The 22,193-nt window shown below is 67.2% G+C and carries 19 protein-coding genes and 1 pseudogene; 7 read left to right on the forward strand and 13 right to left on the reverse strand.

Translation table 11 applies throughout. From position 1 onward, the window contains the following. Positions 1–26: 26 nt before the first annotated feature. The 3 genes from ABNK63_RS10465 to ABNK63_RS10475 form a co-directional block, all read right to left on the reverse strand. Positions 27–2,543, reverse strand: coding sequence for a glycoside hydrolase family 3 N-terminal domain-containing protein (locus ABNK63_RS10465; protein WP_350015569.1), 2,517 nt, complete (start codon positions 2,541–2,543; stop codon positions 27–29). A gap of 204 nt (positions 2,544–2,747) precedes the next feature. Further along, positions 2,748–5,675, reverse strand: coding sequence for a TonB-dependent receptor (locus tag ABNK63_RS10470; RefSeq protein WP_350015570.1), 2,928 nt, complete (start codon positions 5,673–5,675; stop codon positions 2,748–2,750). A 232-nt stretch (positions 5,676–5,907) separates the two neighbouring features. Next, positions 5,908–6,747 carry an endonuclease/exonuclease/phosphatase family protein gene (locus ABNK63_RS10475; RefSeq protein ID WP_350015571.1) on the reverse strand — a complete coding sequence of 280 codons (840 nt, stop codon included), beginning with the start codon at positions 6,745–6,747 and terminating at the stop codon, positions 5,908–5,910. Between the two features lie 264 nt (positions 6,748–7,011). On the opposite strand from ABNK63_RS10475, the gene ABNK63_RS10480 reads away from it, so the two are divergent. Next, the gene (locus tag ABNK63_RS10480; RefSeq protein ID WP_007806002.1) at positions 7,012–7,359 is read left to right on the forward strand and encodes a YciI family protein; all 348 of its coding nucleotides are present in this window, start codon (positions 7,012–7,014) and stop codon (positions 7,357–7,359) included. Between the two features lie 39 nt (positions 7,360–7,398). Next, positions 7,399–8,610 (forward strand): DUF6596 domain-containing protein, encoded by a 1,212-nt coding sequence (locus tag ABNK63_RS10485; RefSeq protein WP_350015572.1) that lies wholly within the window; start codon positions 7,399–7,401, stop codon positions 8,608–8,610. Positions 8,611–8,719: 109 nt separating this feature from the next. Here the strand turns inward: ABNK63_RS10485 and ABNK63_RS10490 are convergent, their stop codons facing one another. From ABNK63_RS10490 to ABNK63_RS10510, 5 genes are all read right to left on the reverse strand, one after another. Next, entirely contained in the window at positions 8,720–9,268 is a 549-nt protein-coding gene (locus ABNK63_RS10490) for a YdeI/OmpD-associated family protein (protein ID WP_350015573.1), read from the reverse strand. A gap of 22 nt (positions 9,269–9,290) precedes the next feature. Beyond that, positions 9,291–9,446: a hypothetical protein gene (locus ABNK63_RS10495; protein ID WP_350015574.1), complete on the reverse strand. Its 156-nt coding sequence runs from the start codon at positions 9,444–9,446 to the stop codon at positions 9,291–9,293. A 1-nt stretch (position 9,447) separates the two neighbouring features. Beyond that, positions 9,448–10,017, reverse strand: coding sequence for a DUF1801 domain-containing protein (locus ABNK63_RS10500; RefSeq protein ID WP_350015575.1), 570 nt, complete (start codon positions 10,015–10,017; stop codon positions 9,448–9,450). Between the two features lie 5 nt (positions 10,018–10,022). Beyond that, positions 10,023–10,367 carry a YciI family protein gene (locus ABNK63_RS10505; protein ID WP_350015576.1) on the reverse strand — a complete coding sequence of 115 codons (345 nt, stop codon included), beginning with the start codon at positions 10,365–10,367 and terminating at the stop codon, positions 10,023–10,025. 88 nt (positions 10,368–10,455) lie between these two features. Further along, positions 10,456–11,364 carry a LysR substrate-binding domain-containing protein gene (locus tag ABNK63_RS10510; RefSeq protein ID WP_350015577.1) on the reverse strand — a complete coding sequence of 303 codons (909 nt, stop codon included), beginning with the start codon at positions 11,362–11,364 and terminating at the stop codon, positions 10,456–10,458. A gap of 105 nt (positions 11,365–11,469) precedes the next feature. Here ABNK63_RS10510 and ABNK63_RS10515 point away from each other — a divergent pair, with 105 nt between their 5' ends. Next, positions 11,470–11,988 (forward strand): lipocalin-like domain-containing protein, encoded by a 519-nt coding sequence (locus ABNK63_RS10515; protein WP_350015578.1) that lies wholly within the window; start codon positions 11,470–11,472, stop codon positions 11,986–11,988. Positions 11,989–12,066: 78 nt separating this feature from the next. Here the strand turns inward: ABNK63_RS10515 and ABNK63_RS10520 are convergent, their stop codons facing one another. From ABNK63_RS10520 to ABNK63_RS10535, 4 genes and pseudogenes are all read right to left on the reverse strand, one after another. Then, positions 12,067–14,148, reverse strand: coding sequence for an alkaline phosphatase D family protein (locus ABNK63_RS10520; RefSeq protein WP_350015579.1), 2,082 nt, complete (start codon positions 14,146–14,148; stop codon positions 12,067–12,069). A gap of 185 nt (positions 14,149–14,333) precedes the next feature. After that, positions 14,334–15,137: a hypothetical protein gene (locus ABNK63_RS10525; RefSeq protein ID WP_350015580.1), complete on the reverse strand. Its 804-nt coding sequence runs from the start codon at positions 15,135–15,137 to the stop codon at positions 14,334–14,336. Positions 15,138–15,278: 141 nt separating this feature from the next. Next, a complete protein-coding gene (locus tag ABNK63_RS10530) occupies positions 15,279–15,878 on the reverse strand; it encodes a 2'-5' RNA ligase family protein (protein WP_350015581.1) in 600 nt (199 codons plus the stop codon). A 100-nt stretch (positions 15,879–15,978) separates the two neighbouring features. Next, a pseudogene (locus ABNK63_RS10535) lies at positions 15,979–16,314 on the reverse strand (alpha/beta hydrolase); the annotation flags it as partial. Here ABNK63_RS10535 and ABNK63_RS10540 point away from each other — a divergent pair. From ABNK63_RS10540 to ABNK63_RS10555, 4 genes are all read left to right on the forward strand, one after another. Then, on the forward strand, positions 16,287–17,351 hold the full coding sequence (locus tag ABNK63_RS10540) for an alkane 1-monooxygenase (RefSeq protein ID WP_350015582.1): 1,065 nt from the start codon (positions 16,287–16,289) through the stop codon (positions 17,349–17,351). The pseudogene ABNK63_RS10535 and the gene ABNK63_RS10540 overlap by 28 nt on opposite strands. 386 nt (positions 17,352–17,737) lie before the next feature. Next, positions 17,738–18,121 carry a hypothetical protein gene (locus ABNK63_RS10545; protein WP_007806029.1) on the forward strand — a complete coding sequence of 128 codons (384 nt, stop codon included), beginning with the start codon at positions 17,738–17,740 and terminating at the stop codon, positions 18,119–18,121. 177 nt (positions 18,122–18,298) lie between these two features. After that, positions 18,299–19,066: an alpha/beta hydrolase-fold protein gene (locus tag ABNK63_RS10550; RefSeq protein WP_350015583.1), complete on the forward strand. Its 768-nt coding sequence runs from the start codon at positions 18,299–18,301 to the stop codon at positions 19,064–19,066. Between the two features lie 205 nt (positions 19,067–19,271). After that, a complete protein-coding gene (locus ABNK63_RS10555; protein WP_350015584.1) occupies positions 19,272–19,967 on the forward strand; it encodes a DUF4336 domain-containing protein in 696 nt (231 codons plus the stop codon). Positions 19,968–20,033: 66 nt separating this feature from the next. Here the strand turns inward: ABNK63_RS10555 and ABNK63_RS10560 are convergent, their stop codons facing one another. Continuing rightward, on the reverse strand, positions 20,034–21,692 hold the full coding sequence (locus tag ABNK63_RS10560; protein ID WP_007806035.1) for a sensor domain-containing diguanylate cyclase: 1,659 nt from the start codon (positions 21,690–21,692) through the stop codon (positions 20,034–20,036). Positions 21,693–22,193 lie beyond the last annotated feature (501 nt).

Consider the following 22,193-nt stretch of genomic DNA (forward strand, 5'->3'; position numbering starts at 1 on the left):
GGATCGGTGCATGCCCGCTTCCACGCTCATCGCGCCACCGTCCCGGGGCAGGTCGCCGCCGCGGCACCGGCGCTGTCCGCCGCGATCCGCACATTCGCGAACGCGGCCGAGAACGGCGCTGCGGCAAGCACGCCGAACGGCACGTCGACACGGGCAAGGTCTTCGCCGGACCGGATGAAGCACTGCAACGGGATGGACACCGCATGCCGCCGACCCGTCTTGTACGCGGCGAACATCGCGCCGACGTTCACCGTCCGAGTGCAGCCCTCGCCGCAGCCCATGTAGATCGTGATCGGAGCATGCGCCGGCGTGCCGATCACCAGGTCGAATTGCAACGCGGCATGGGTGGCCAGCAGCGGCATCAGGTCGATCGGCTGCGGACTCTGCGCGAAGAACCGGCCGGGCCCGTGCCAGGTGATCGACTTCGCATCCTGCTGCGTGTTGACCTGCACCGTGCGCAGGCTGAAAACAGGCTGGTCCGCAGGCCACTCGATCACCGCATTCAGGTCCGCACCCACCGCCTGCACCTTCCCGCCGTCACGGCCTGCACCCAGGTACAGCGAAAACGGCGACTGCGCCAGGGTGTGGAAGATCGGCAGCGTCGAGCTGCCGGCGCAAGTGATGACCTCGGCATGCAGCGGCAGCGCCGGCAGCTCGTGGTGGGCGGCGTAGTGCAGGCCGTAGCCACGCGCGAACAGCCAGTTCGCCGCCAGATCACCACCGGCGTGCGGGCACGGCACGCCCGGCCACGGCATCGACAGGGTGCCGGTGAAATCGAACGCGGGCTTGCCCTGCCCGTCGGCGAACAGCAGGTCGGCGATGCCCTCGCCTTCCGAGCCGGGCAGCCAGCCGGCCACGAACGCGTCGGAATGGTTGAGCAGCGCGTTGACGAAAAGCGGACGTCCGGACAGGAACACCGTCACCACCGGCTTGCCCGACGCCGCCGCTTTCAGCACGGCCAGGTCCTCGGGGTGACGATCGCCGTGGCGCAGCGTGGCCGAGGGAAGGATGTCGCCCATGGTTTCCGCGTACGGGGTTTCGCCGATCACCGCGATGATCGCGTCGAACGTCCCGGTATCCACGCCGTCGGGCGTGGCGCGGTAGCTGACGTTGGCCGCGCCGTCGGCCGCGCGGATGCCGGCCAGCACGCTGGTCGCGTGGGGGAAGTCGGCGTTGCCGTTGTCGGTGCCCTGCCAGGTCAGCGACCAGCCGCCGACCTGGTTGGCGATGCTGTCGGCGCTCTTGCCGACCACCAGCACCCTGCTGCCGCGCCTGAGCGGCAGCACGTCGTGGTTGTTCTTCAGCAGCACCAGCGACTCGCGCACCGCGCGGCGCGCCAGCGCCCGATCCTGCAGGCGGCTCGCGTCGCCGGCCCCCGCGCGCTGCGACGGACGCTTGTCGAACGCACCCATCACCAGCTTGGCGCGCACGATGCGGCTCACCGCATCATCGATGCGCGCCATCGGGATCTCGCCGTCCTGCACCTGGCGCGTGGTGTTGGCGATGAAGGCGCGCCAGTCGTCAGGCACCATCACCATGTCGATGCCGGCCTTGATCGCCTGGGGACAACTGGCATTGCTGCAGCCGGGCAGCTGGCCGATCGCGTTCCAGTCGGACACGATGAAACCGGGGAAGCCCATCTTCTCCTTCAGCGCGCCGGTCAGCAGTGCACGGGCGCCGCTCATCTTGCCGTAGTTGGTCCCGTCGACCGCGTCGTCCCAGCTGTTGTACGACGCCATCACGCTGAGCACGCCCGCTTCCAGCGCGCCCACATAGCCCGCGCCGTGCACGTTGATCATGTCGCGTCGGCTCACTTTCGCCACGCCCTGGTCGGTGCCGTTGACGGTCGCGCCATCACCGATGAAGTGCTTGGCGGTGGCCAGCACGTTGGCGTCGCCGAAATGCCCCTGCAAGCCGTCGACGTAGGCGCGTGCGTAGGCATGCACCAGCGGACCGTCGCTGGAAAAACTCTCGTAGGTGCGGCCCCAGCGCGCGTTCTGCGCCACCGCCAGCGTGGGTGCGAAGGCCCAGTCGACCCCGGTGGCGCGCACGGCGCGCGCGGTGGCCGCGCCGATCTGCCGGATCAGCTCAGGGTCATGCGCCGCACCCAAACCGATGTTGTGGGGAAACAGCGTGGCCCCGAACACGTTGCTGTGGCCGTGCACCGCGTCCGTGCCCCAGATGACCGGCACCTTCACCGGCGCATCGACCGCCATCGACGCGTCGTAGTAGCGATCCGCCAGCGCCAGCCAGTCCGCCGTGCCGGCGTGCTTGTTGCCCTGCGGCCACGAGCCGCCGCCGTTGAGCACCGAGCCGATGTAGAACTGGCGCACCTGGTCGGGCGTGATCGACTTGATCTCCGCCTGGGTCATCTGGCCGATCTTCTGCGCCAGGCTCATCCGCGCCACGATGTCGTGCACCCGGGCATCGAGCTGCGGGTCGACCTTCCGGGGCGAGGCGATGTGCGGCCAGTCGGTGTAGTGCGTGGGCTTGCCCGTTCCGGGCGATGCCGTCTGCGCTGCCACCGCACCACGGCCTGCCATCAACATCACCACGCTGGCGCAAGCCAGACCCGCCCACCGGCTACCAATCATCGGAACTCTCACTCGAATCATCAAATCTGCGCGCGAGGCCAGGCCCGTGCGCCACGTACTCATGCGAACCGCGAACCACCACCGCTTCCGATCGTCATCCCCGCCGATGCGGGAATGACGTCGGGGAGAGCCGTCCGGTTTTGCCGGTCCAGCCTACAACTTGTAGTTGATGCCAAACAGGACCGTGCGCCCCCAGGTGTCGTATTCCAGCGGCCGGGTCATCGGCACGTTGTTCGGCAAGGTGGCGACCTGCACCGAGGAATCCGACGAGTTGGTGAGGTTGTTGACCTGCAGCAGCAGCGACAGTCCATCCCAGCGTCCACCACTGAACGCGTAGCCCAGCTGCAGGTCGGTCTGCCGGTTGGCCAGGATCTTCGTGTAGCCCAGTTGGTCGAACAGGGCCACCGCCTCACCGGTGAACGACGAGCGATAACGTTCGGCCACGCGCACCGAGAAGCCGTAGCGCTCGTAGAACAGCGCCAGGTTCGCCACCTTGCGCGACAGGCCGGGCAGGGTTTTCGGGCCGCCCGGAACGGACGAAATCGACGACAGCGGAATCGAGCTGTTGGTCAGCGAGAAGTTCGCCTGCGCGCCAAACCCTTCCAGCGCATGCGCCAGCAGGCCGCCTTCCAGCGCGCCGGAAAGTTCCAGGCCATCCATCTTGCCGCCGGTACCGTTTTCCGGCGTGGTGAACGAACCGATGTTGCTGGTCGGCACCAGGGTCGGCGTGTCGTTGGTGTAGTTGGAGAAGTCGTAGTCCAGCACGGTCTTGTTGTAGATGTAGTTGAGCAGGTTCTTGTGGAACACCGCCGCGGCCACGTAGCTGGCGTTGCCGAAATACTTCTCCCACGACAGATCGGTGCCGACCGCCACGTACGGGCGCAGCTGCGGGTTGCCGCCGCTGCCCGACCACAGCACCTGGCCCGCGCCGGGACCGTCGGTGATCTTCGACACGCCGGCCGAGGTGGATACCTTCTCGTCGTCGATGCGACCGCGCGCCATGGTCTTGGCCAGGCCGAAACGCAGATACTGCCGTTCTCCGACCTCGGCCACCAGGTTCAGGCTGGGCAACACGTTGTTGTACGTCGCCCCATCCCGGATGCTGCCGACCAGGGTGTCGCCATTGGTCTGCAGCGCCTGCGACGACTGGTCGGTATGCACGAACTGCACGCCCACGTTGCCGCGCAGCGGGACGTCGCCCAGGCGCGTGTCGATGTTGAACTTCACGTAGGCCAGCGGCACCTTCTCCTCGACGGAGTAGTTGCGGCTCCAGTCACCCTGCCCGTTCTTGGGCACCCGGTAGAACTGGTTGCCATACAGCGCGCCCAGCACGTTGTAGTTGAGGATGCCGGGGATGCCGCCGTAGCCCAGCGAGGTGGGGTTGTACAGCAGCGAGGGATCGACCGGCGCGCTGAAGTGGTTCTGGTAGGTGTCCTGGGTGGAACCGTTGCCGTCGAGGTAGGCGAACAGCACGTCGGCGTGCTTGGTCTTGGTGCGGTCGGAATACGCCACGCCGAAATCCATGTCGCTGAAGATCCAGCCGACCGCATGGCTGGCCTGCAGGCGCAGCGCGTGGATGGTGTCGTCCTGGCGGTCCAGCTCCTCGCGACCGTTGTAGCCGTAGTTGTCCGGATCGGTGAACACCATCGTGCCGGGGTCGGCCAGATCGGCCACCGGGCGGAAGTCCGGATAGCCGAAGCCGCTGGACGTGTTGAACGCGACGTCGGTGAGCGCGCCGTTCGCCAATCCGCTGAACAGGTAGGCATCGTGCAGCTTCACCCGGGCGCTGGACGAGGACAGGTCGGCCATCAGCGTCCAGTCGCCCAGGTACAGCTTGTTGTTCCAGCCGATCGAGTAGAGCTTGTCGTGCTCCTTGGTGTATTCGTTCTGCAGGATCGGCGCGACGCCGAGGATGGTGCCGCCGGTGACGATCGGCAGCGGTTGGCCGGGCACGGTCTGCACGTTGTCGTAGCCCACGTTGTCGTAGGGGCTGCTCGACCACTGCGCGCCGTTGGTGAACTTGCGCTTGTTGAAAGTCGAGTAGTACATGTCCAGTTTCGAGTAGTAGACGTCGTTCGGCGCCCACTCCAGCACGGTCATCAGGCCGTTGCGCTTCTGGCTCTGCGACTGCGCGCGCAGCTGCATGCCTTCCTGCGAGATCACGTTGTCGGGCATGCCCGGCGTGTGCGGACCGCCCCAGTTCTGGTCGATGCCGGCGCTGCCGTTGTCGGCGCTCCACCACCACGCCTGGTACTGCTTCTCCTGGATCGGCTGGTCGACCGTGGCGACACCGATGGCGAGACCCAGCGTGTGGTTGAAGAACTGGTCGACGTAGGAAAAGCTGGCGCGATGGCCGTTGGTATCGGTGCCGGTGCCCGGGTTCAGCGAGCCGTTGCCGTTGTGTTCGCCGCGCAGGTTGAACACGAAGGTGCGCCTGGACAGATCCAGCGGATTGATCGTGTGCAAGTCCACCGTGCCGGACAGGCCCTGCCCGACCAGGCTGGCGTCGGGTGTCTTGTAGATGGTCACGCCATTGATCAGCTCGGCCGGGTACTGGTCGTATTCCACGCCACGGTTCTCGCCCACCGTGGCCTGTTCGCGCCCGTCCAGCGTGGTGCCGGCAAAATCCGGCGACAGGCCGCGAATGGCGATCGCGTTGGCATGGCCATCGGCGCGCTGGGTGGCCAGGCCCGACACGCGCGACAGGCTGTCGGCGATGCTGACGTCGGGCAGCTTGCCGATGTCCTCGGCGGAGATCGCCTCGACGATGTTGTTGGCATCCTCCTTGGTCTTCATCGAACTGGCGATGCTGCTGGCGATGCCGGTCACCACCACGCCGCTCATGTCCGTCACCGGCTGCTGCGGCTTCTTGGCGGCCTTGTCGCCGGGCTTCGCCTTGCCGTCCTGCGCTGTCGCAGGCGTGCTGACGGGCGCCGCCTGCGGCCGGTTCGTGGTGTCCTGCGCGGCGGCAGGCCCGGCGCCGGCGAAGGCAAGCAACGCGACTGCACACGCGGCAGCCAGCGGACGCGGATGGAAACGGACTGGCGCGGACACGCCACGCAATGCACGACGATGGTTCATGAAGGCCTCCCTTTTGCCCCTGATGTTGATTTGAAGTCGCCCTGGCAGCATGACGCCGATGTTGCGCCAGGCAGCCACCACGAAACGGCGACGCGGTCACTTTGCGATGTGTCGGCGGCCGAGCCTACTCCGTTTGGATCAAATGCCGGAGCACGGGCACGCCAACCGTTCAAGGCGGAGTCCACTCGCAAAAATTTGCGCCACATTCGCGAAGCCGTCGTTCGGCGTGGCGTTACCCGCCGAGTTCGGCCATCACCGGAAAATGATCGGAGGGATAGCGTGCGCCGTCGTGGGTGGTGATCGTGTGGACGGCGATCGCCTTGAAACCGCGGCTCAGTATCCAGTCGATGCGCTGGTCGGGATTGCCGGTGAAATTGTGGAACGTCTTCGCCGGGCCGGAGCGCGACGCCGCCGTCATCCACGCATCCTGCAGGTCATGCGTCAACGCGGCGTGCACCGTCGTGTCGGGCGCGCAGTTGAAATCCCCGGCCAGGATCACCCGCGTGTCCACGGGCAGCTTGCCGATCCACTGCACGATCTCCTTCGCGCTCAACATGCGCGGACCCACATCCTCGTCGCGATACGGGAAGTGCGTATTGAGATAGACAAAGCTGCCACCGCCATCGCGCCGGCGGAACCGGGCCCAGGTGACCATGCGGGGAAAGGGCTGACCCCAGGTCCGGCTGCCGACCACGTCCGGCGTGTCGGAGAGCCAGAAGTCGCCGGAGCGCTCCACCGCCAGGCGGTCCGTGCGGTAGAACACGCCCATGTGCTCGCCCTTGGTGCCGCCGTCGCGTCCCTGCCCGAACCACGCGTAGCCCGGCAGGTGCGCGGCAAGATATTCGCCCTGCTCCTCGGTCAGTTCCTGGGTGCCGAGCAGGTCCGGATGCTGCTCCTTGATCACCTGCACCATCAGGTCGCGGCGGTTCTCCCAGGCATTCATGCCGGTGTCCGCCGGCACCCGCACGTTGAACGTCATCACCCGCAGCGGCGCTTCGGCCGCGCGACCCGGAAAGCACAAGCCAAGCATCAGCACGCAGGCAAACACCGAAGACCAGTGGCGCAGGTTCATCAGCCATCTCCAGAACGGAATTGATGTGGGGACGTCGAGTCTAGCGGGATTGCCCGCCGCTGCAGCTCATGCAAAAACCTGCGGGCAGCAACACCGTCGCGGTCGACGATGACGGTCGACGCACCGCCCCGGGCAGCCGAAGGCACGCCCGCGGATCGACAGCCCCGCCGGGAGTCGACGCGAGGTGTCCAAATCGCCGAAGCTCGCGCGTCATGGAAATGGCGGCGCACACTGCCCGTCGATCACTCACTCTGGAGAACTCCGATGCAATATCTGTTGATGCTGTATGCCAACGAGAACGGCTGGTCGCAGATGACACCGGCCGAGCAGGCCCAGGGCGTCGCCGCCTATGCGGCCTATACGCAGGCACTGAAGGCCGGCGGCGCGCTGGTCGGCTCCAATCGCCTGCAGAACAGCACGACCGCCACCACCGTGCACGTCGCCGACGGCAAGTCGCAGGTGCTGGATGGACCGTACGTTGACTCCAAGGAGCAACTGGGCGGCTATTACCTGATCGACGTGCCGGACCTGGATGCGGCGCTGGCGTGGGCCGCCCGCTGCCCCGGGGCCAGCCACGGCACGATCGAAGTGCGACCGGTCTGGAGCATGTAGTTGGACGCCGCGGCACAGGCGCGCCGTACCGCAGACACCGTGGCACGTCGCAGCTACGGCAAGCTGATCGCCTTCCTGGCCGCCGCCATGCGCGACGTGGCGGCGGCCGAGGATGCGCTGTCCGAAGCATTCGCGTCCGCGCTGGCGGACTGGCCGCGCAACGGCTGTCCCGCCAACCCGGAGGCATGGCTGCTCACCGTGGCCCGGCGCAAGGGCATCGATGGCCTTCGCCGCCGTCGCAGTGGCGAAGCGGCCGCGGCACAGCTGCAACTCCTGGCGGAGATCGACGACACCGCTCCGGCGATCGTGGATGACGAGGCCATCCCCGACCAGCGCCTTGCGCTGCTGTTCGCCTGCGCCCATCCGGCGATCGACGCGGGCATCCGCGCACCGCTGATGTTGCAGGCCGTGCTGGGACTGGATGCGAAGACGATCGCCTCGGCGTTCCTCGCCTCGCCCGAGGCCATGGGCAAACGCCTGGGGCGGGCGAAACAGAAGATCCGCGAAGCGGGCATTCCGTTCGCCATCCCCGCGCGCGACGAGCTGGCCGAACGGCTGGATGGCGTGCTGGATGCCATCTACGCCGCCTACGCGGAGGGCTGGAGCGATCCCGGTGGCACCGACCTGGTCCGTCGCGATCTCACGGCCGAAGCGCTGTTCCTCGCCGACCTGGTGGCCCGGCTGCTGCCGCAGGAACCCGAGGCGCTGGGTCTGCTGGCCTGCCTGCTGCATGCGCAGGCCAGGTGTGGTGCACGCCGCAATGCGGCGGGCGACTACGTGCCGCTGGCCGAGCAGGACGTCGCGCTGTGGGACAGCGCGATGATCGACGAGGCGGAGGCGCTGCTGCTGCGCGCCAGCACGCTGGGCCGCATCGGTCGGCATCAACTCGAAGCGGCGCTGCAATCCGCGCACGTCGAGCGCCGCCGCAGCGGGCGCATCGACTGGACGCCCGAGGTGCAGATCTACGATGCACTGCTTGCGCTTTCCGGCTCACCGGTGGTCGCGCTCAACCGCGCGCTGGCCGTTGCCGAATGGCAAGGTCCGCGCGCCGCGCTGGATATTCTGGAGACACTCGCCGCGGGTGGACGGCTCGTGCAATACCAGCCTTACTGGGCCGCACGCGCGGCCTTGCTGGCCCGAACCCATGCCTATCCCGAAGCCCGTGACGCCTTCGACATGGCGATCGGCCTGGCCAGCGACCCCGCCGTCCGCCGTTTCCTGCAGGGACGCCGGGCCGCGCTGCCACGCTGAATTCAGCGCGAGGCAACCGTCGAGCCCGCGGCCTTCCCGCACATGCGGGCGGGTCTTCCTGATACGTCACTGCATCAAGGCTATCCGCAACCCGTGCCGCGCCAACGCCTCATTCGGCCGCTTCCGGCGCACTGAAAGCCTTGCTGTAGATGCCCGAGCGATCGAAGCAACAGGCGCGGCGCTTGCCGCTGGCAAGCATGTCGCAGGCCGTGCGGATGCGTCGTTCGCGCGTCTCCGCCTTCTTGCCCGAGCTGATCCAGTGAATCCAGTCCCGCCGTGCCACCGGCGTGATGTCGTCCCACGACGCGAGCGCCGCGGGCTGGGCGGCGAGTGCCTTGCGCAGGTCGGCGGGCAGCTTCGGCTCCGGCTCCTCCTCGACCGGTGCGAACGCCAGCGGAATCGTGTCGCCCACGGCGACCCCGGCGGCTTCCCGCAGAGCATGGTCCACCTTGAGCCAGTGGCTGCCCTGTCCGTCCGGCTCCAGCGTGGCCTGGAATGGATGGCCGTCGAACAGCCCATGCACCGTCACCATGCTGCGTGTCGGCAGCTTCGCGCTCGCGGCCGTCGGCAACACCAGGAACGTCCAGCTCGCGTCTTTCGGAATCGCGGGGCGCAGCAGCGTCGCCTCGCATCGGATCGTGTCGGCGGAAGGGTTCATGGCCAGAAATGGTACCCGAGCGTCACGGGCCATGCCGAACCAGGGTCAGCCGCGCACCCATCCGACCGGGTGATGCAGCCTCGACCGGCACACCGATCGGCACCGCATCGAGCACCACGTCTTCGAAGGAGGACGACCAGGGCTTTTCGTTTTCCCACGAACGTCGCCGGTGCAACACCTCAGCGCTTCTTCCCGCCGAAGCCGGGAAGCGCCGCAGCCTGTTGCATCCACGCGGCGAGCTGGCGTTCGTCGAGCTCATCCAGCGACGCAAGGTCCACGCCGCGCGAGTCCTTGCCCATCCCGATCGGCTTGACCGGCGGCACGGGCTGCAGCGAGGTGCCGCGGCCGAAGGTGAGCTTGACGTGGCCGATGAAACCACCGCACGAGAAGCACCAGCCGTCGCCAACGCCGTACCACGCCATGCCCCACTTCACCGAGCGCTTCAGGCCCGGCAAGGTCCTGGCCGCCAGGGCGTCGACGGATTCGGCGATGCCGCGTTGCGGTTGCGGCAGGCTGCGGATATAGGCAAAAACCGGCTCGTCTCCGTCCCTGGCCTTCGCCGAGCTCGCGCGGCCAGTCATGGCTGCCAGCAGCTTCGTGGCGACCACGGGCTCCGCCCTGGCGACCCGGCTGGCCCCGACCTTTGCCACCTTCTCACTTGTCTTCCCGGCGTCGACTGCGCGTGTCATTTCATGCCTCCCACAACAAGAAAGAACCGGGGCGTGGTGGTCCCGTCCGTCGTGCTTCATCCGGGCTACGACTTGAACCGGCGAACTTCCTGGGGCCAGCCGCAGGCTTCGGCCAGCTTGCCGGCCCATCGCCTCGCCGCGGCCTCGTCGGCCACGTCGATCGCGGCGAATCCGCCCAGAAATTGCGGATTCCGCACGTAGGGCCCGTCGCTGAATCTCAACGTGCCGCCGGTCGCATCCGCGGTGAAGGCCGCGTCCGGATCCTCCTCCAGGCCGCCGGCCAACAGATAGACTCCGGCCGCCTTCATTTCCTCCACCACCGCCCTGGCCAACGGACCGCGCGTCGCGAACCACGCTTCGGAATGCTCGCCGACCCACGCCTGGTTGAAGTAGATCAGGTATTCGCTCATGCCATGCCTTCCGGTTGCGCAGCCGCGGCGGCCTTCCTGTTCACGACGAACAGATGCCGTCCGTTTCGACAAACTGACGACACCTTGGTCAGCGGTCGCCTGGGCCGCTTCCCTTCCTCGCCATCCGGCCCAGGTGCAGCTGCGCCTGCTCCATCACGGCTTGCCGCAACCGGGTCAGCGCTGCCGACGGCGCGCCGGGAGCGGTGTGCAGGCACAGCTCCACGCCCGGCAGCGGCGGCAGGCCGTGCTGCTGGCCCAGGCGCATCAGCGTGGACGGAAGATCGGCGGCCGTGCGCACGGTGATGCCCAGCCCCGCGCCCACGCCCGCCCACAGGCTGTGCAGGCTGGCGGTGACGAAGGCCGGCCGCCAAGCAATGCCAGCCCGATCCAGCGCAGCCGTGCCGGCCTGGCGGAAGAAGCACGGCGGCTGATAGAGCGCCAGGTCCAGCACGCTGTCCGGCCGCACGAGCTTGCCCGTGCCTTTCGGCCCGATCCAGCTCATCGGCAGCATGGCCAGGTGTTCGGCGTCCGCGCGAGCGCCCTGGTTCATGGCCAGCACCAGGTCGAGCTCGCCGTGATCGAGTCGTTCGAGCAGCCGCCGGTTGGGTTCGACCAGCACGTCCACGCGCACCGCCGGATAGGCCTTGCGGAACTGGCCCAGCGCCGCCGGCAACCATGACTCGGCAAAATCGCCCGGCAGGCCGAAACGCACCGTGCCCTCGATCGCCGCACCGCGGACTGCATGCACGGCCTCGTCGTTGAGCTCCAGGATGCGCCGCGCGTAGGCGTGCACCCGGTCGCCCGCCTCGGTCAGCGCCACGCGGCGGCCCTGCTTGCGGAACAGCGGTTCGCCCAACTGCGCCTCCAGCTTCCGCATCTGCTGACTGATCGCCGAGGGCGAGCGGCCAACCCGCTCCGCGGCACGCGCCAGACCGCCCAGGCGTTGAATCGCCACCAGGCTGCGCAGCGCATCCATGTCGAGGTTGGGGAGCGGCATCGGTAAGCCATTCGAAAGTGTTGACCTCGAATTATTCGCTTTTTCCACAGGCTTTCAAACCCTACGATCAGTGCGGCCTCCCCCGATTCGACAGAGGAAAACCCCATGAAATCGCATCGCCGCTTCTTCCGTCTTGCCGCCATCGCCTGCCTGCTGCCCGGCCTGGCCTGCTCCGCCGACACTCCGGCAAACGACACCCATGGCGAAATCTCGCTGGCCGGAACCTGGACCCTGGTGGCGGCCGACCTGCTGCATCCGGATGGCTCGCGCTCGCGCGACTACGGCGATGCGCCGAAAGGCCTGCTGCTGATCGACCACGCGGGGCATTACTCGCTGCAGCTCTACCGCAGCGACCGTCCCCGCTTCGCCGACCCGAGCAAGGCCAAGGCGACCGCGCAGGAATACCAGGCAGCCGTGATGGGCTCGAGCACCCACTACGGCACGGTCGCGGTCGAGCCAGACCACCACCTGGTGTTCCGTATCGAAGGCGCCTCCTTCCCCAACTGGGAGGGACAGCAGCAGAGCCGCAGCTTCGAGTTGCGCGGCGACACGCTCAGCTACCGGGTGCCGCCGCGCCCGGACGGCAACGTGCCCATCTCGGTCTGGCGGCGCATCGGCGGTTGAGCCGCACGACAACACCAGTCACCGGCAGCTACGGAGTTGTTCCCGGCGGCATGCTGTTCCGTCTTGTCATGCGGACTTTCACACCGCCAGGCCCGGATCGCCCTCCACCACCGTCTGCCGCATCCGCGGACGCTCGCCGGCCTGCCACAACGGCACTTCGTGGCGGATGCGATAGCGCAGCGGCCCGCCGTCCGGGTTCGGGTTGCGCTGGATCGGGCGCGGGATGCAGACGAAGTCGGTGGCCATCGTGCTGGCGTCGACGCGGATGGTCGCGTAGCCGTGGCCGCCCATGTCGACGAAGGCGAGGTGCGGGGCCAGCTCGGGATTGCTGACGGCGTGCGCCTTCTTGAGGTCGCCGCTCCTGGCGAACTCCAGCGCCGAGCGCACGCCGTGATGCATCAGCAGGTTGACGGTGGCCTGCGTGGGTCCGTTGCCCGGATTGGCGACATACAACGGACGCAGCGGATCGTCCTTTTTCAGGTTGTGCTCGGAGGCTTCGAGCATCCCCGGTGAAATCAGCGAACCGCCCACGAAGGTGACGCCCACCGGCTCGAACGCGGCGGGCGGCAGGGCCTTGGCCGCGTAGCCGGCCCAGAAGCTGTGGCGGTCGCCGGAGACGATGGCGAAGCCAGTGATGCCGGAGTCGCGCACGGCATCGAAGATCTCCGCGCGTTCGTGGTACGCGCCGCCCCAGTCGCTGGTGGCCATCACGGCATAACCTTCGCCGGACCACGCGCCGAGTGCGGGCGGAAGGTGCTGCGGGTCCACGCGCCAGTCGGGCGTGCCCAGCGAATTGCCCCAGATCTTCCAGGTGGCTTGCGCGCCGCGCAGGCGATCGAGGAACCAGGCCTTCTGCTTCGCGCCCAACAGGGTTTGCGCGGACTCATGGACGCGGTAGTTGGCCACGCGCTTGCCGCGGAAGGACAGCTCCGCGGGCGGATGGCCGTCGGCGTAGTCGCGGCCGCCGTCGAGCTGCATCGCCAGTTCCTCCGGCACCCAGCCCAGCTGGTCGCCTTCGAACAGCGGGTTGATTTCGTCGCGCGACCCCGGGTCGCGCGAGCGGAAGCTGTGCTGGTCGGTGAGGATCAGGTCGATGTGCCGGCCCCAGCGCAGGGCGCGGTATACGATCAGGCTGTTGATGGCAGCGAGGTTGTTGGCTTCGCGCCCCAGTCCGTCGTCGTCGAACTCGGTAACCGGGGTATCGACGACGTGCGGCGCGGCGAAGCTGTCCAGGCTGGCGCCCGGCGCCGCAACCCGCGCGGGCTGGTATTCGAACCAGGCCTGGTTGGCGGCGACCTTGAGTGTCTGCGCGGGCACCCAGCCTTCCGTGCCTGGGAACTCCTGGATCGACTGCCAACCCTGCCAGGAGAATTCGTGGTTGTCCCACACCGCCACGAACGGCCAGCGCGCACGCGCATCCTGCAGGTCCGGGTCCTGCAGGTAGCCGTGGTAGAGGGCGCGGTAATCCTCCAGCGAGGCCGGCACCCAGTAACGGTTGTTGGCGACCGTCTTGCCTGTCGGGTAGTGCACCGGGAACGTGATGCGGCGGTCGTAGCGATGGCCGTTCCTGACCTGGTCGGGGTATTGCACGACCTCGTAGACGAAGTCGCCCAGGTGCAGCACGAAACCGATGCGGTCCTCGGGCGCGGCGCGCTCGTCTTCGAAGATCATGCGCCGGTAGGCATTCAGCGCGCCCTCGCAGACGTCCTGGCAACTGACGAAGGCGAAGCGCGCCGGCCGTGCATCGTCGGGCGCGGGGGCCGTGATCGTACGGCCGATGCGGCTGCCGTTGCCCTCCTCGTCCAAGAAGCGATACCAGTATTCGCGGGCCGACGGCAGCTGGCCAACCAGCACCCGGCAGGTCCAGTCGGATGCGGCCGACACCCGCGCCACCGTGGTCGCGATCACCTTCGTGAAGTCCGTGTCTTGCGCCACCTCGACCCGCAACGTGGCGCTGGTGCGCCCATCCGCATACGGGCGCCGCGTCCACAGCAGAACGCTGTTGTCATCCGGATCGCCGGAGGCGACGCCTTGCGGATACACCTCCCGCCGCTCGCGCCAGCCGCTCGACGAAGGACGCAACGGCGTGCAACCCAGGGCCAGCGCCGCGCCCAGCGTGGCGGAAAGCTTCAGGAACTGTCGGCGGTCCATGGTCGGCATGACGTCTCTCCCCCGCAGAGGATCGTGGTGGTCGGTGCGCGGAATGCTGGACCTGACGGCGGGCCGAGGGAGTGTGCCGGAAGTACCGGGAGCCACTGGAGCTCGCCACCACGAACAGGCGGTGGCGAGCAACTTTCATTGGCCATGTCCCTTCAGGTCGGCGTCGCTATTGAAGCCCGCGAGCACTACGCCGGAAAGTATCGATCGACATCCAGCGCCTTGATCCCCGAGGGATGCGCCTGCGCCTGGTAATTCTCGATCGCGGGGTCGTCGTGGGCGCGGCAATTGAGGTAGCGATAAGACGACGCGACTTTCGGGATCGCCTTGTCGAACACGCTTTTGCAAACGCTGCATTGCCGCTTGCAACCATACAGCGCCAATGTGCCGCGCACACTGTCGGGTACCCGACTCAAGGCCGCGAGCAGCTTCTGCTCAGCATGCTCGTTATCCCCCGAACCCACAGTACCTTCGTAGTTGCCAGTGACAAAAACGATGCCCGAGACAGCTGGCGCCGTACCCGTGCCCGGTGGCTGCAACGCGTAACCGACGGGCTTCTTGCCGGCAACTGGCAAGGCGCCGAGGGCAAGCGGATAGGCCAGGTCACGCTTGCCCCCGGCATCGTCGAGGCCGGCAAGTTCGGCGAGCAGAATTTCCGCGGGTGAACCCGGCGGCACGAAAATCTCCTTCGCGCCGAGCTTCATGCGTTTGAAGACGCGTGTCTGGCAGGCCTCGACATGCTCGACGAGTGCTTCCGGCGTCCCGATCAGCAGCTTATCGAGTATGGCTTTCTGCAACACGGTATCGGCATCGTCGTTGTTGGCGACCCACAGCGCATCGCGCACGAAGAGTATCTGCGTCTCCTGCAGATTGCCGCCGCCACTGATCTTCGGTGCCCCCGGCCCCATCAGATAACGCAGGTCGCCATCCGCCTTGACCCGTGCGGCAGCGAGGTTGAGGTACAGGGCCACCTGGTTCATTGAGTAAGCCATGGAAATCCTTTCGATGGTCGAAAATCACGAAACGGCGGTACAGCCCGTGCAGGAGTATCGAGCAAAAGGCACGCCGCGGTCGATCAGGATCAACGACAAGGATCCGAACCCGTCACACGACGCCAAACGTCAGGGACCGCGTTACTGCAGAACCCAACGGGCCAGATGCAGATGCTCCGACTTGCCCACGTTGCTGGCAACGAGATCGACCGCTTCGACGTGGAAGCTGACGGGTTCGATCGACCGGCGTTCGGCCGGCAAGCCGTCGCCATAGCCCAGGGTGAGGCGCGGGACGATGGTTCCCCGGCTGGCGGAAAGACCGAACGGCTTTTGTGCATCGGCCAGCGCGACGCGCAAGCCGTTTACGCTGTTCGTGCTGGATGCATCCGCCAGCGCCACGAGTGCACGGCCGTCGCGCCCAAAGCCGCCCACCAGCACATCAAGGGTGAGCTCGAATGGCCGGTACGAAAAGCCCTCCGCGGCCAGACCCAGGGCCACTTCCAGCGGCTCTCGCAGCCGCCGGGGCACGCCGGCCTCCGCAACACTGACGTGCAATATATCGTCCGGGCGCAGCGTGACCGGTGGAACACCCTGCTGGCGACATGCCTTCTGCCGCCACGCAAGCACTCGTGGCAGATCGTCGGCGGATGGATAGAGCGCGAAGAACACGGGCGCGACGTCACGAATGGCGCCAAAGCCGATGGCTTCCGGCTGCAGTGATTCTGGAAAAAGATCGTTCATCCTCACTCCCTTTCGCAGCGATCGAGATCCCCTGCCGGGGCTGGCGAGGCGGCACGATCGCTCCGCCGCAGCACGACCAGTCTCGTCGATCGTACTCTCATCAATGGCCGTCCAAACCATCGCGCAGCGCCTCGGCGAACGCCTGCGGCTGGTCGATCCAGGCGCAGTGCCCGGCATCACGGATGACGCGAAGGCGGATCTTTCCCGCCTTGGCCAGGGCGGACCACAAGTGGGCCGACGGATCGAGACAGTCGCTGTCGCCCTGGATGACGGTGATCGGCACCGGTTGCGCAGCGATCGACGGACGCACGTCCCAGCCGGTTCGTCGGCGCGGCCGACCGATGTCGTCGCCCCCTGCCGCTGCGCGGGAGCCGTTGCCGTCCAGGCGCGTATCGGTAGACTGGGCCCATGCGTGCAAAAGATGCCGGGTTCCTGCTGGCCTTCTCCACCGCCCTGCTGCCGTGGAGTGCGGTCGCGCTCGTGCGCGGGGGCGTGTCGCCGGAACTGGCGGCGTGGTTCCCGCTGTTCTTCATCTTCGGAGTGGTGCCGGTGATCGACGCGCTGTGTGGCGACGACTACCGCAACTGGGTCACCGCGGACGAGGCCACGCAACTGGAGCACCGCCGCTACTTCCGTATCCTCACCATGCTTGTGCTGCCGCTTTGGCTGGGCACCCTGACGTGGTGCACCTGGCAGTTCCTGCATCTGCCCATGGGCATCGGCGGCCGGCTCGGCTGGGTGGTCTCCACCGGCGTGACCGGCGGCGTGCTGGCGATCAACCCGGCGCACGAGCTGATCCACAAACCCGGACGCCTGGAGCCGTTGCTCGGCGGCATCCTGCTGACCAGCGTGGGCTACCAGGGTTTCAAGGTGGAGCATGTCCGCGGCCATCACGTGCACGTGGCGACACCGCTCGATTCCTCCTCGGCGCGGCTGGGCGAATCGGTGTATGCGTTCGTGCCGCGGGCGCTGTGGCTGAACGTGCGCAATGCCTGGCGCCTCGAGGCCACGCGGTTGCGCGGACGCGGCCAGTCGCCATGGTCGGCGCACAACGAGATGGCCCGCTGGAGCCTGCTGTGGCTGGTGTTGCTGGCGGCTTCCGCCGCGTGGGGCGGCTGGGCCGCCGTGGGGTTCTTCCTGGCCCAGGGCGTGATCGCTGCAGCCACGCTGGAGGTGATCAACTACGTCGAGCACTACGGCTTGTCGCGACGCGAGCTTGCGCCGGGCCGCTACGAACGCGTGACCCACCGCCATTCGTGGAATGCGCCGCAACGCTATACCAACTGGCTGTTGTTCAACCTGCAGCGGCACTCCGACCACCACGCCCAGGCCCGGCGGCGCTACCAGGCGCTGCTGCACCATCCGGACAGCCCCCAGCTGCCAGCCGGTTACGCCAGCATGTTCGTGCTGGCGCTACTGCCGCCGTTGTGGCGCAGGGTGATGGACCATCGCGCCCTGGCGTGCCGGGGCTGACAGCCTGCGGCCGCAGCCGCAGCCGCGCGACAAGAAGAACGGGCCACAGGAATGGAAGGAACGAATCGGTCTTGACCCGCCGTGCGCCCTCGCCGGTCGACAAAGCACTGTTGGAAGAGCTGCACGCTCCGCCGCTGGCTGGTATCGCGCGCGGAGCCTGGGCGTTACCGCGCGGGTGATCGGCCAATATGTCCACGCCGGATCGCCCATGCAGGCGACCGTCGGTCAAATCGATACCGCACCGGACCAGGGCACGGGGTCAGCCCGACGGGCTGATGCACCATCGCCCTCTCCGCGACAATGCCGGCGGAGGCAAGTGAAGCCGAACTATTTTTGGTGCCACGCACCGGCGAACTTTGCCGGCAGTCAATCATCGGGAGATGGACATGAAATTTTCGCGCCGGGTATTCATGCTGGCCGCCGTTTACGGCGTGCTGGCGCTGTTGCCGATGTACTTCCAGGAATCGATGGTGGCGCGCATGCAGCCGCCGGCGATCACGCATGCGGAGTACTACTACGGCTTCATCGGCGTCGCGCTGGCCTGGCAGTGGGCGTTCGTGTTGATCGCGCGTGACCCGCTGCGCCATCGGACCATGATGTTGCCGGCGACGCTGGAGAAGCTGGCTTTCGGCATCGCCGCGCTGGCGCTGTATCTGCAGCACAGGTTGTCGTTGCTGATGCTGGGCGCCGGCGGCATCGACCTGCTGTTCGCCGCCCTGTTCATCGGCTCGTACTGGCGCACCCGCGAGGGTGCCCGCGTGCAGCGCTGAGCGACGCCCTGGCGTGCGCTTCGGTCGAGCGGAAAAATCGCTGCCGGCGCGGGCCCGGCGGCGGCCTCGTCCCGCTGGCGAAGCGCTGGCAGGACGTGTCGCCCGGCACAGGCATCCGATGGCCTAAGATCAACCCTGCCGTCGGCGCCGCGCCGACGATTTCCCAGGACCACGCCCATGCCTCGCTGGTTGCGAAACATCCTGCTGTTGCTGGCGCCGGTCGCGCTGGCCGCCTGCTCCGCGCGGGGCGATGCCACCCGCCCGGTGCCCACCACGTGGGTTGAGGCCTCGGGGCAAGTCCTGCCTGCGCACGAGCGGCGCGTGGTGGTGATGCTGCCCGGCCGCGGCGACGACCTTGCCGGCCTGCAACGACGGGGCGCGGCGCAGATCATCCAGAGCGAATGGCCCGACGCCGATGTCATCCTCACCGGCCTCACCCTGCCCTACTACACCAGCGGCGTGGCCGCGCGCCGCCTGCACGACGAAGTGATCGCGCCACTGAAGTTGCAGGGCTACCGCCAGGTCTGGGTGGCCGGCATCTCGCTGGGCGGCCTGGGTGCGCTGCTGTACGACCAGGCCTATCCCGGCCAGCTCGACGGCATGCTGCTGCTGTCGCCGTACCTGGGAGACCACGCGATCCAGCAGGAGATCCGCGCCGCCGGGGGGCTGTCCGCATGGAACCCGGGGCCGGTGCAGCCGATGGGGCCGCGCACGTTCCAGCGCGAACTATGGCGCCATCTCAAGCAATGGGCACGAGTTCCCGCCCGCACGCAGACGGTGTGGCTGGCCTACGGCGCGAACGAACGCTTCCGTGGGGGCATCGAACTGATGAGTCCGCAGTTGCCGGCCGACCACGTGCGCATGCTGCCCGGGCATCACAACTGGGCACTGTGGAATCCGGCACTACACCAGCTGCTGCGGGCCGTGCCGCCGGACTCGCACTGACGCGGTCCGGGCAGTCCAGCGGGCCGCGCCCTTCACCGGCGTTTTTCCCCGACGCCATTTCCGGGTACATTTTCCCGCGACTCCGGCTTCGAGCAGCTCCTGCTGTCGACAGCCGGCGTCGCTGCGGGCGCGCGAATGTCCCCGGCACGTTGGGGGTTCGGTCCCTGCAACCTGCAGCCTGTCTGCGCAACGGTTGACGATGCCCATGCAGTTGACTGAATTCATTCCGGACCAGATCTGGCTGCTCGATTATCCCGTCAACTACGCCGGGTGCCGTTTCAATGCTCGTATGAGCGTCCTCCGCCTGACAGGCGGCGCCCTGATGCTGCACTCGCCCTGCGACATGGATGACGCGACCGCGAACGCGATTGCACGGCTGGGCCCGGTCAGCAGCATCGTTGCCCCGGGATCGTTTCACCACATGTACGTGGCGAAGGCGCAGGCCCGTTTTCCTGCGGCCCGGACCTATCTTTGCCCCGGTGTTGAACGGAAGGTTCCAGGCCTGCGTTTCGACTGGATGCTGGGGGACCGACCGCCGACGGAATGGGGCGGCACGATGGACCAGGTGCTCATCCGCGGCTGCCGCTTCATGTGGGAAGTGGCCATGCTGCACAGGCCAAGCAAGACCCTGCTGCTGGTGGACGCCATCGAAAACTTCACGGACAGGACCGCCGACGTCAGCTGGCAGGTGAAAGCCTGGTTCAAGCTGTTTGGCATGTGGAACAGGCCCCGCCCTGCCCCCGAGTACCGGCTCGGCTGGAGCGACAAGGTGGCGGCACGTTCTTCGCTGGAAAAAATCCTGGCCTGGGATTTCGACAGCATCGTGCTGTCGCATGGCGACAACATCACCGAGAACGCCAAAGAGCAGGCGCGCCGTGCATGGACGCCGCCGCTCAGGTAGAGCCCGAAGGCAGGCCGGAGTGCGACAGGCCGCTCGTCGTGAGTTCGCGTCAGACCCCGTGCACGATCAGGTGAACCCGGTGCCTTTCCCCGGGTCGCCTTCTTCCGAAAAGACGCACACGCCCAATCCATGGCTCTTGGCCTGGTACATGGCGGCGTCCGCCGCGCGCAGGTAGCCATCGGTGGTGGCGAAGCCGGCCTGGCTGCTGACCACCCCGATGCTTGCACTGCAGGTCACGGCGTGCGGGCCGATCCGATAGGGCGCCGCGAGGGCGGCGGCCATCTGTCGGGCCCGCTCGGCTGCCCCGGCATGATCGACAGACTCAAGCAGTACGTTGAACTCATCGCCACTCATGCGGGCGACCAGATCAACCGCACGCACGCAGGACTCGAGCCGGCGTGCCACCTGCTGCAGCAGTTGGTCACCCACATGGTGTCCCAGCGTGTCGTTGACTGCCTTGAACTGATCGAGGTCCAGCAGCAGCACGGCAAACATGGTGGTGTCGCCCCGGGGCAGTGCGTCAGCAGCCTTCGAAACACTGTCCTGATGCAGCGCGATGGCGTGCTCGAGGCGATCGCGGAACAACGGCCGGCCAGGCAGGTTGGTCAGGGCGTCGTACGAGCTGCCCCGTTCCGCCAGATCGCTCAGTGACCCGGCCATCCGCACGGCCATGCCGTCCTCGAATTGGGCGACCCCGCGCCAATTGAGCCACACCAATCGCCCCGATCCGTGCCGCGCGCGAAAGTCCACTGAAAAGTTCGGGCGGTGGCCGGACAGGTGCCGGCGGTACGCCGTCTGCACGCGCTCATGGTCATCGGGATCAATCAGCTGTTGCAGAAAGTGCCAGCCGTCGTCATGCAGGCTGCCGGTGTCGCTCAGCCCGACGATCTCGCGGAAGCGCTGGGACACATGCAGCACGCCCGTCTGCAGGTTCCAATCCCAGATGCCGTCATTGGAGCCGCGGGTGGCGAGGGCATAGCGGTTGTCCGATTGCACCAGCTCCAGCTCGGTACTTTTTTGCCGGGTCACGTCGATCATCAGGCCGATCATGCGCGTCGGGCGATCGGGGTCGACATCCACGCGGCACAGGTCGCGTACCCAGATGACCTCGCCGGACTTGGCCATCAGCCGGTAACTCATCTCATACGCATAACTGTGCGTCGCGTGGTACGCGGCATCGTCAATGGCCAGTGCTGCCGGCAAGTCATCAGGATGCACATGCGCCCGCCAGAAACCCGGGTCGGACCGCCACTCTTCCACCGAGTAGCCAAAAAGGCGCTCGACCTGCGGGCTCAGGAACGTGTTGCCCACGCCGAGCTCGGCCTCCCAGACCACACCGTCGATGGTTTCCAGCAACCGCAGGAAGCGCTGGCGCACCTCCATCAACACCTGCTCGGTGAGCTCGGTAAGCTCGATCAGAACACCCTGGCGGCTGATCACCCGGCTCGCTGCGTCCGTCTTCGGCTGGAGCTGCAGACGCATCCAGCGATAGTCCGCGTCGGCCCGACGCAGCCGGAACACCGGCATGCCCGACCTCAAGGTTCCGATGTCGTCCGGATGCACGAACTCGAGCAGAGACCGGCCGAGCGCCCCCTCCACCGCATGGCCCGTGAGCTTGTGCCAGGCGGGATTCAAGTACGTGATGTTCCACAGGGCGTCCGTCTGCACCACCGCGTCGGGCAGCAGCTGCAGAAGCTCTTCGGAAGGCGTGGGATGGGCAGGCATGTGCTGTTCATGCTCACCGATGCGCCATCTTCCAGTCCAGCCCCTTGGCGGGATGCCGGGGCGGCACGAGGCTGACGGCCCACCCTCCCCACCTTCGGGTGGCACCGACAGGCGCCGGTGTGGTTTCGCATACGATGCAAGCCGTGGGTCGCCGCAATGTCGGCAGCTTCAATGCGCGCTACCGACGCACGGCAGGCCGCTTGTCGCGCCCTTGTCCACTAGCGCATGGACGAGGGACACCTCGACGATCTTCGCCGGCACGCCCAGCAACGGAGTGCCTGGGGCAGCGAACGCTTTCAGCAGCAAATCGAAGCGCCGACCTGGCGAGCGGTGGGCGCGAGGCCTCGCGGAGAGGCCACCCAAGCCAATCGAAAATCAGAATGAAATGGACCTGGCCCCTGTGTTTTCTGCACGCGCCCGACCTATACCCAGGGCGCATTCCCAGGCCAATGTGCCCGCAAGCATGTGGCATGCTGAGTGCCTCGCCCAGGCCAATTTTAG

This window comes from Rhodanobacter sp. IGA1.0 (genome assembly GCF_040208325.1).
Lineage (GTDB): Bacteria > Pseudomonadota > Gammaproteobacteria > Xanthomonadales > Rhodanobacteraceae > Rhodanobacter > Rhodanobacter spathiphylli.

Bases quoted from the DNA above. Each gene is read 5' to 3' on its own strand.
- ABNK63_RS10465 (WP_350015569.1), bottom strand. From the start codon at position 2,543: ATGGCAGGCCGTGGTGCGGTGGCAGCGCAGACGGCATCGCCCGGAACG.
- ABNK63_RS10470 (WP_350015570.1), bottom strand. From the start codon at position 5,675: ATGAACCATCGTCGTGCATTGCGTGGCGTGTCCGCGCCAGTCCGTTTC.
- ABNK63_RS10475 (WP_350015571.1), bottom strand. From the start codon at position 6,747: ATGAACCTGCGCCACTGGTCTTCGGTGTTTGCCTGCGTGCTGATGCTT.
- ABNK63_RS10480 (WP_007806002.1), top strand. From the start codon at position 7,012: ATGCAATATCTGTTGATGCTGTATGCCAACGAGAACGGCTGGTCGCAG.
- ABNK63_RS10490 (WP_350015573.1), bottom strand. From the start codon at position 9,268: ATGAACCCTTCCGCCGACACGATCCGATGCGAGGCGACGCTGCTGCGC.
- ABNK63_RS10500 (WP_350015575.1), bottom strand. From the start codon at position 10,017: ATGAAGCACGACGGACGGGACCACCACGCCCCGGTTCTTTCTTGTTGT.
- ABNK63_RS10505 (WP_350015576.1), bottom strand. From the start codon at position 10,367: ATGAGCGAATACCTGATCTACTTCAACCAGGCGTGGGTCGGCGAGCAT.
- ABNK63_RS10510 (WP_350015577.1), bottom strand. From the start codon at position 11,364: ATGCCGCTCCCCAACCTCGACATGGATGCGCTGCGCAGCCTGGTGGCG.
- ABNK63_RS10515 (WP_350015578.1), top strand. From the start codon at position 11,470: ATGAAATCGCATCGCCGCTTCTTCCGTCTTGCCGCCATCGCCTGCCTG.
- ABNK63_RS10520 (WP_350015579.1), bottom strand. From the start codon at position 14,148: ATGCCGACCATGGACCGCCGACAGTTCCTGAAGCTTTCCGCCACGCTG.
- ABNK63_RS10525 (WP_350015580.1), bottom strand. From the start codon at position 15,137: ATGGCTTACTCAATGAACCAGGTGGCCCTGTACCTCAACCTCGCTGCC.
- ABNK63_RS10530 (WP_350015581.1), bottom strand. From the start codon at position 15,878: ATGAACGATCTTTTTCCAGAATCACTGCAGCCGGAAGCCATCGGCTTT.
- ABNK63_RS10540 (WP_350015582.1), top strand. From the start codon at position 16,287: ATGCGTGCAAAAGATGCCGGGTTCCTGCTGGCCTTCTCCACCGCCCTG.
- ABNK63_RS10545 (WP_007806029.1), top strand. From the start codon at position 17,738: ATGAAATTTTCGCGCCGGGTATTCATGCTGGCCGCCGTTTACGGCGTG.
- ABNK63_RS10550 (WP_350015583.1), top strand. From the start codon at position 18,299: ATGCCTCGCTGGTTGCGAAACATCCTGCTGTTGCTGGCGCCGGTCGCG.
- ABNK63_RS10555 (WP_350015584.1), top strand. From the start codon at position 19,272: ATGCAGTTGACTGAATTCATTCCGGACCAGATCTGGCTGCTCGATTAT.
- ABNK63_RS10560 (WP_007806035.1), bottom strand. From the start codon at position 21,692: ATGCCTGCCCATCCCACGCCTTCCGAAGAGCTTCTGCAGCTGCTGCCC.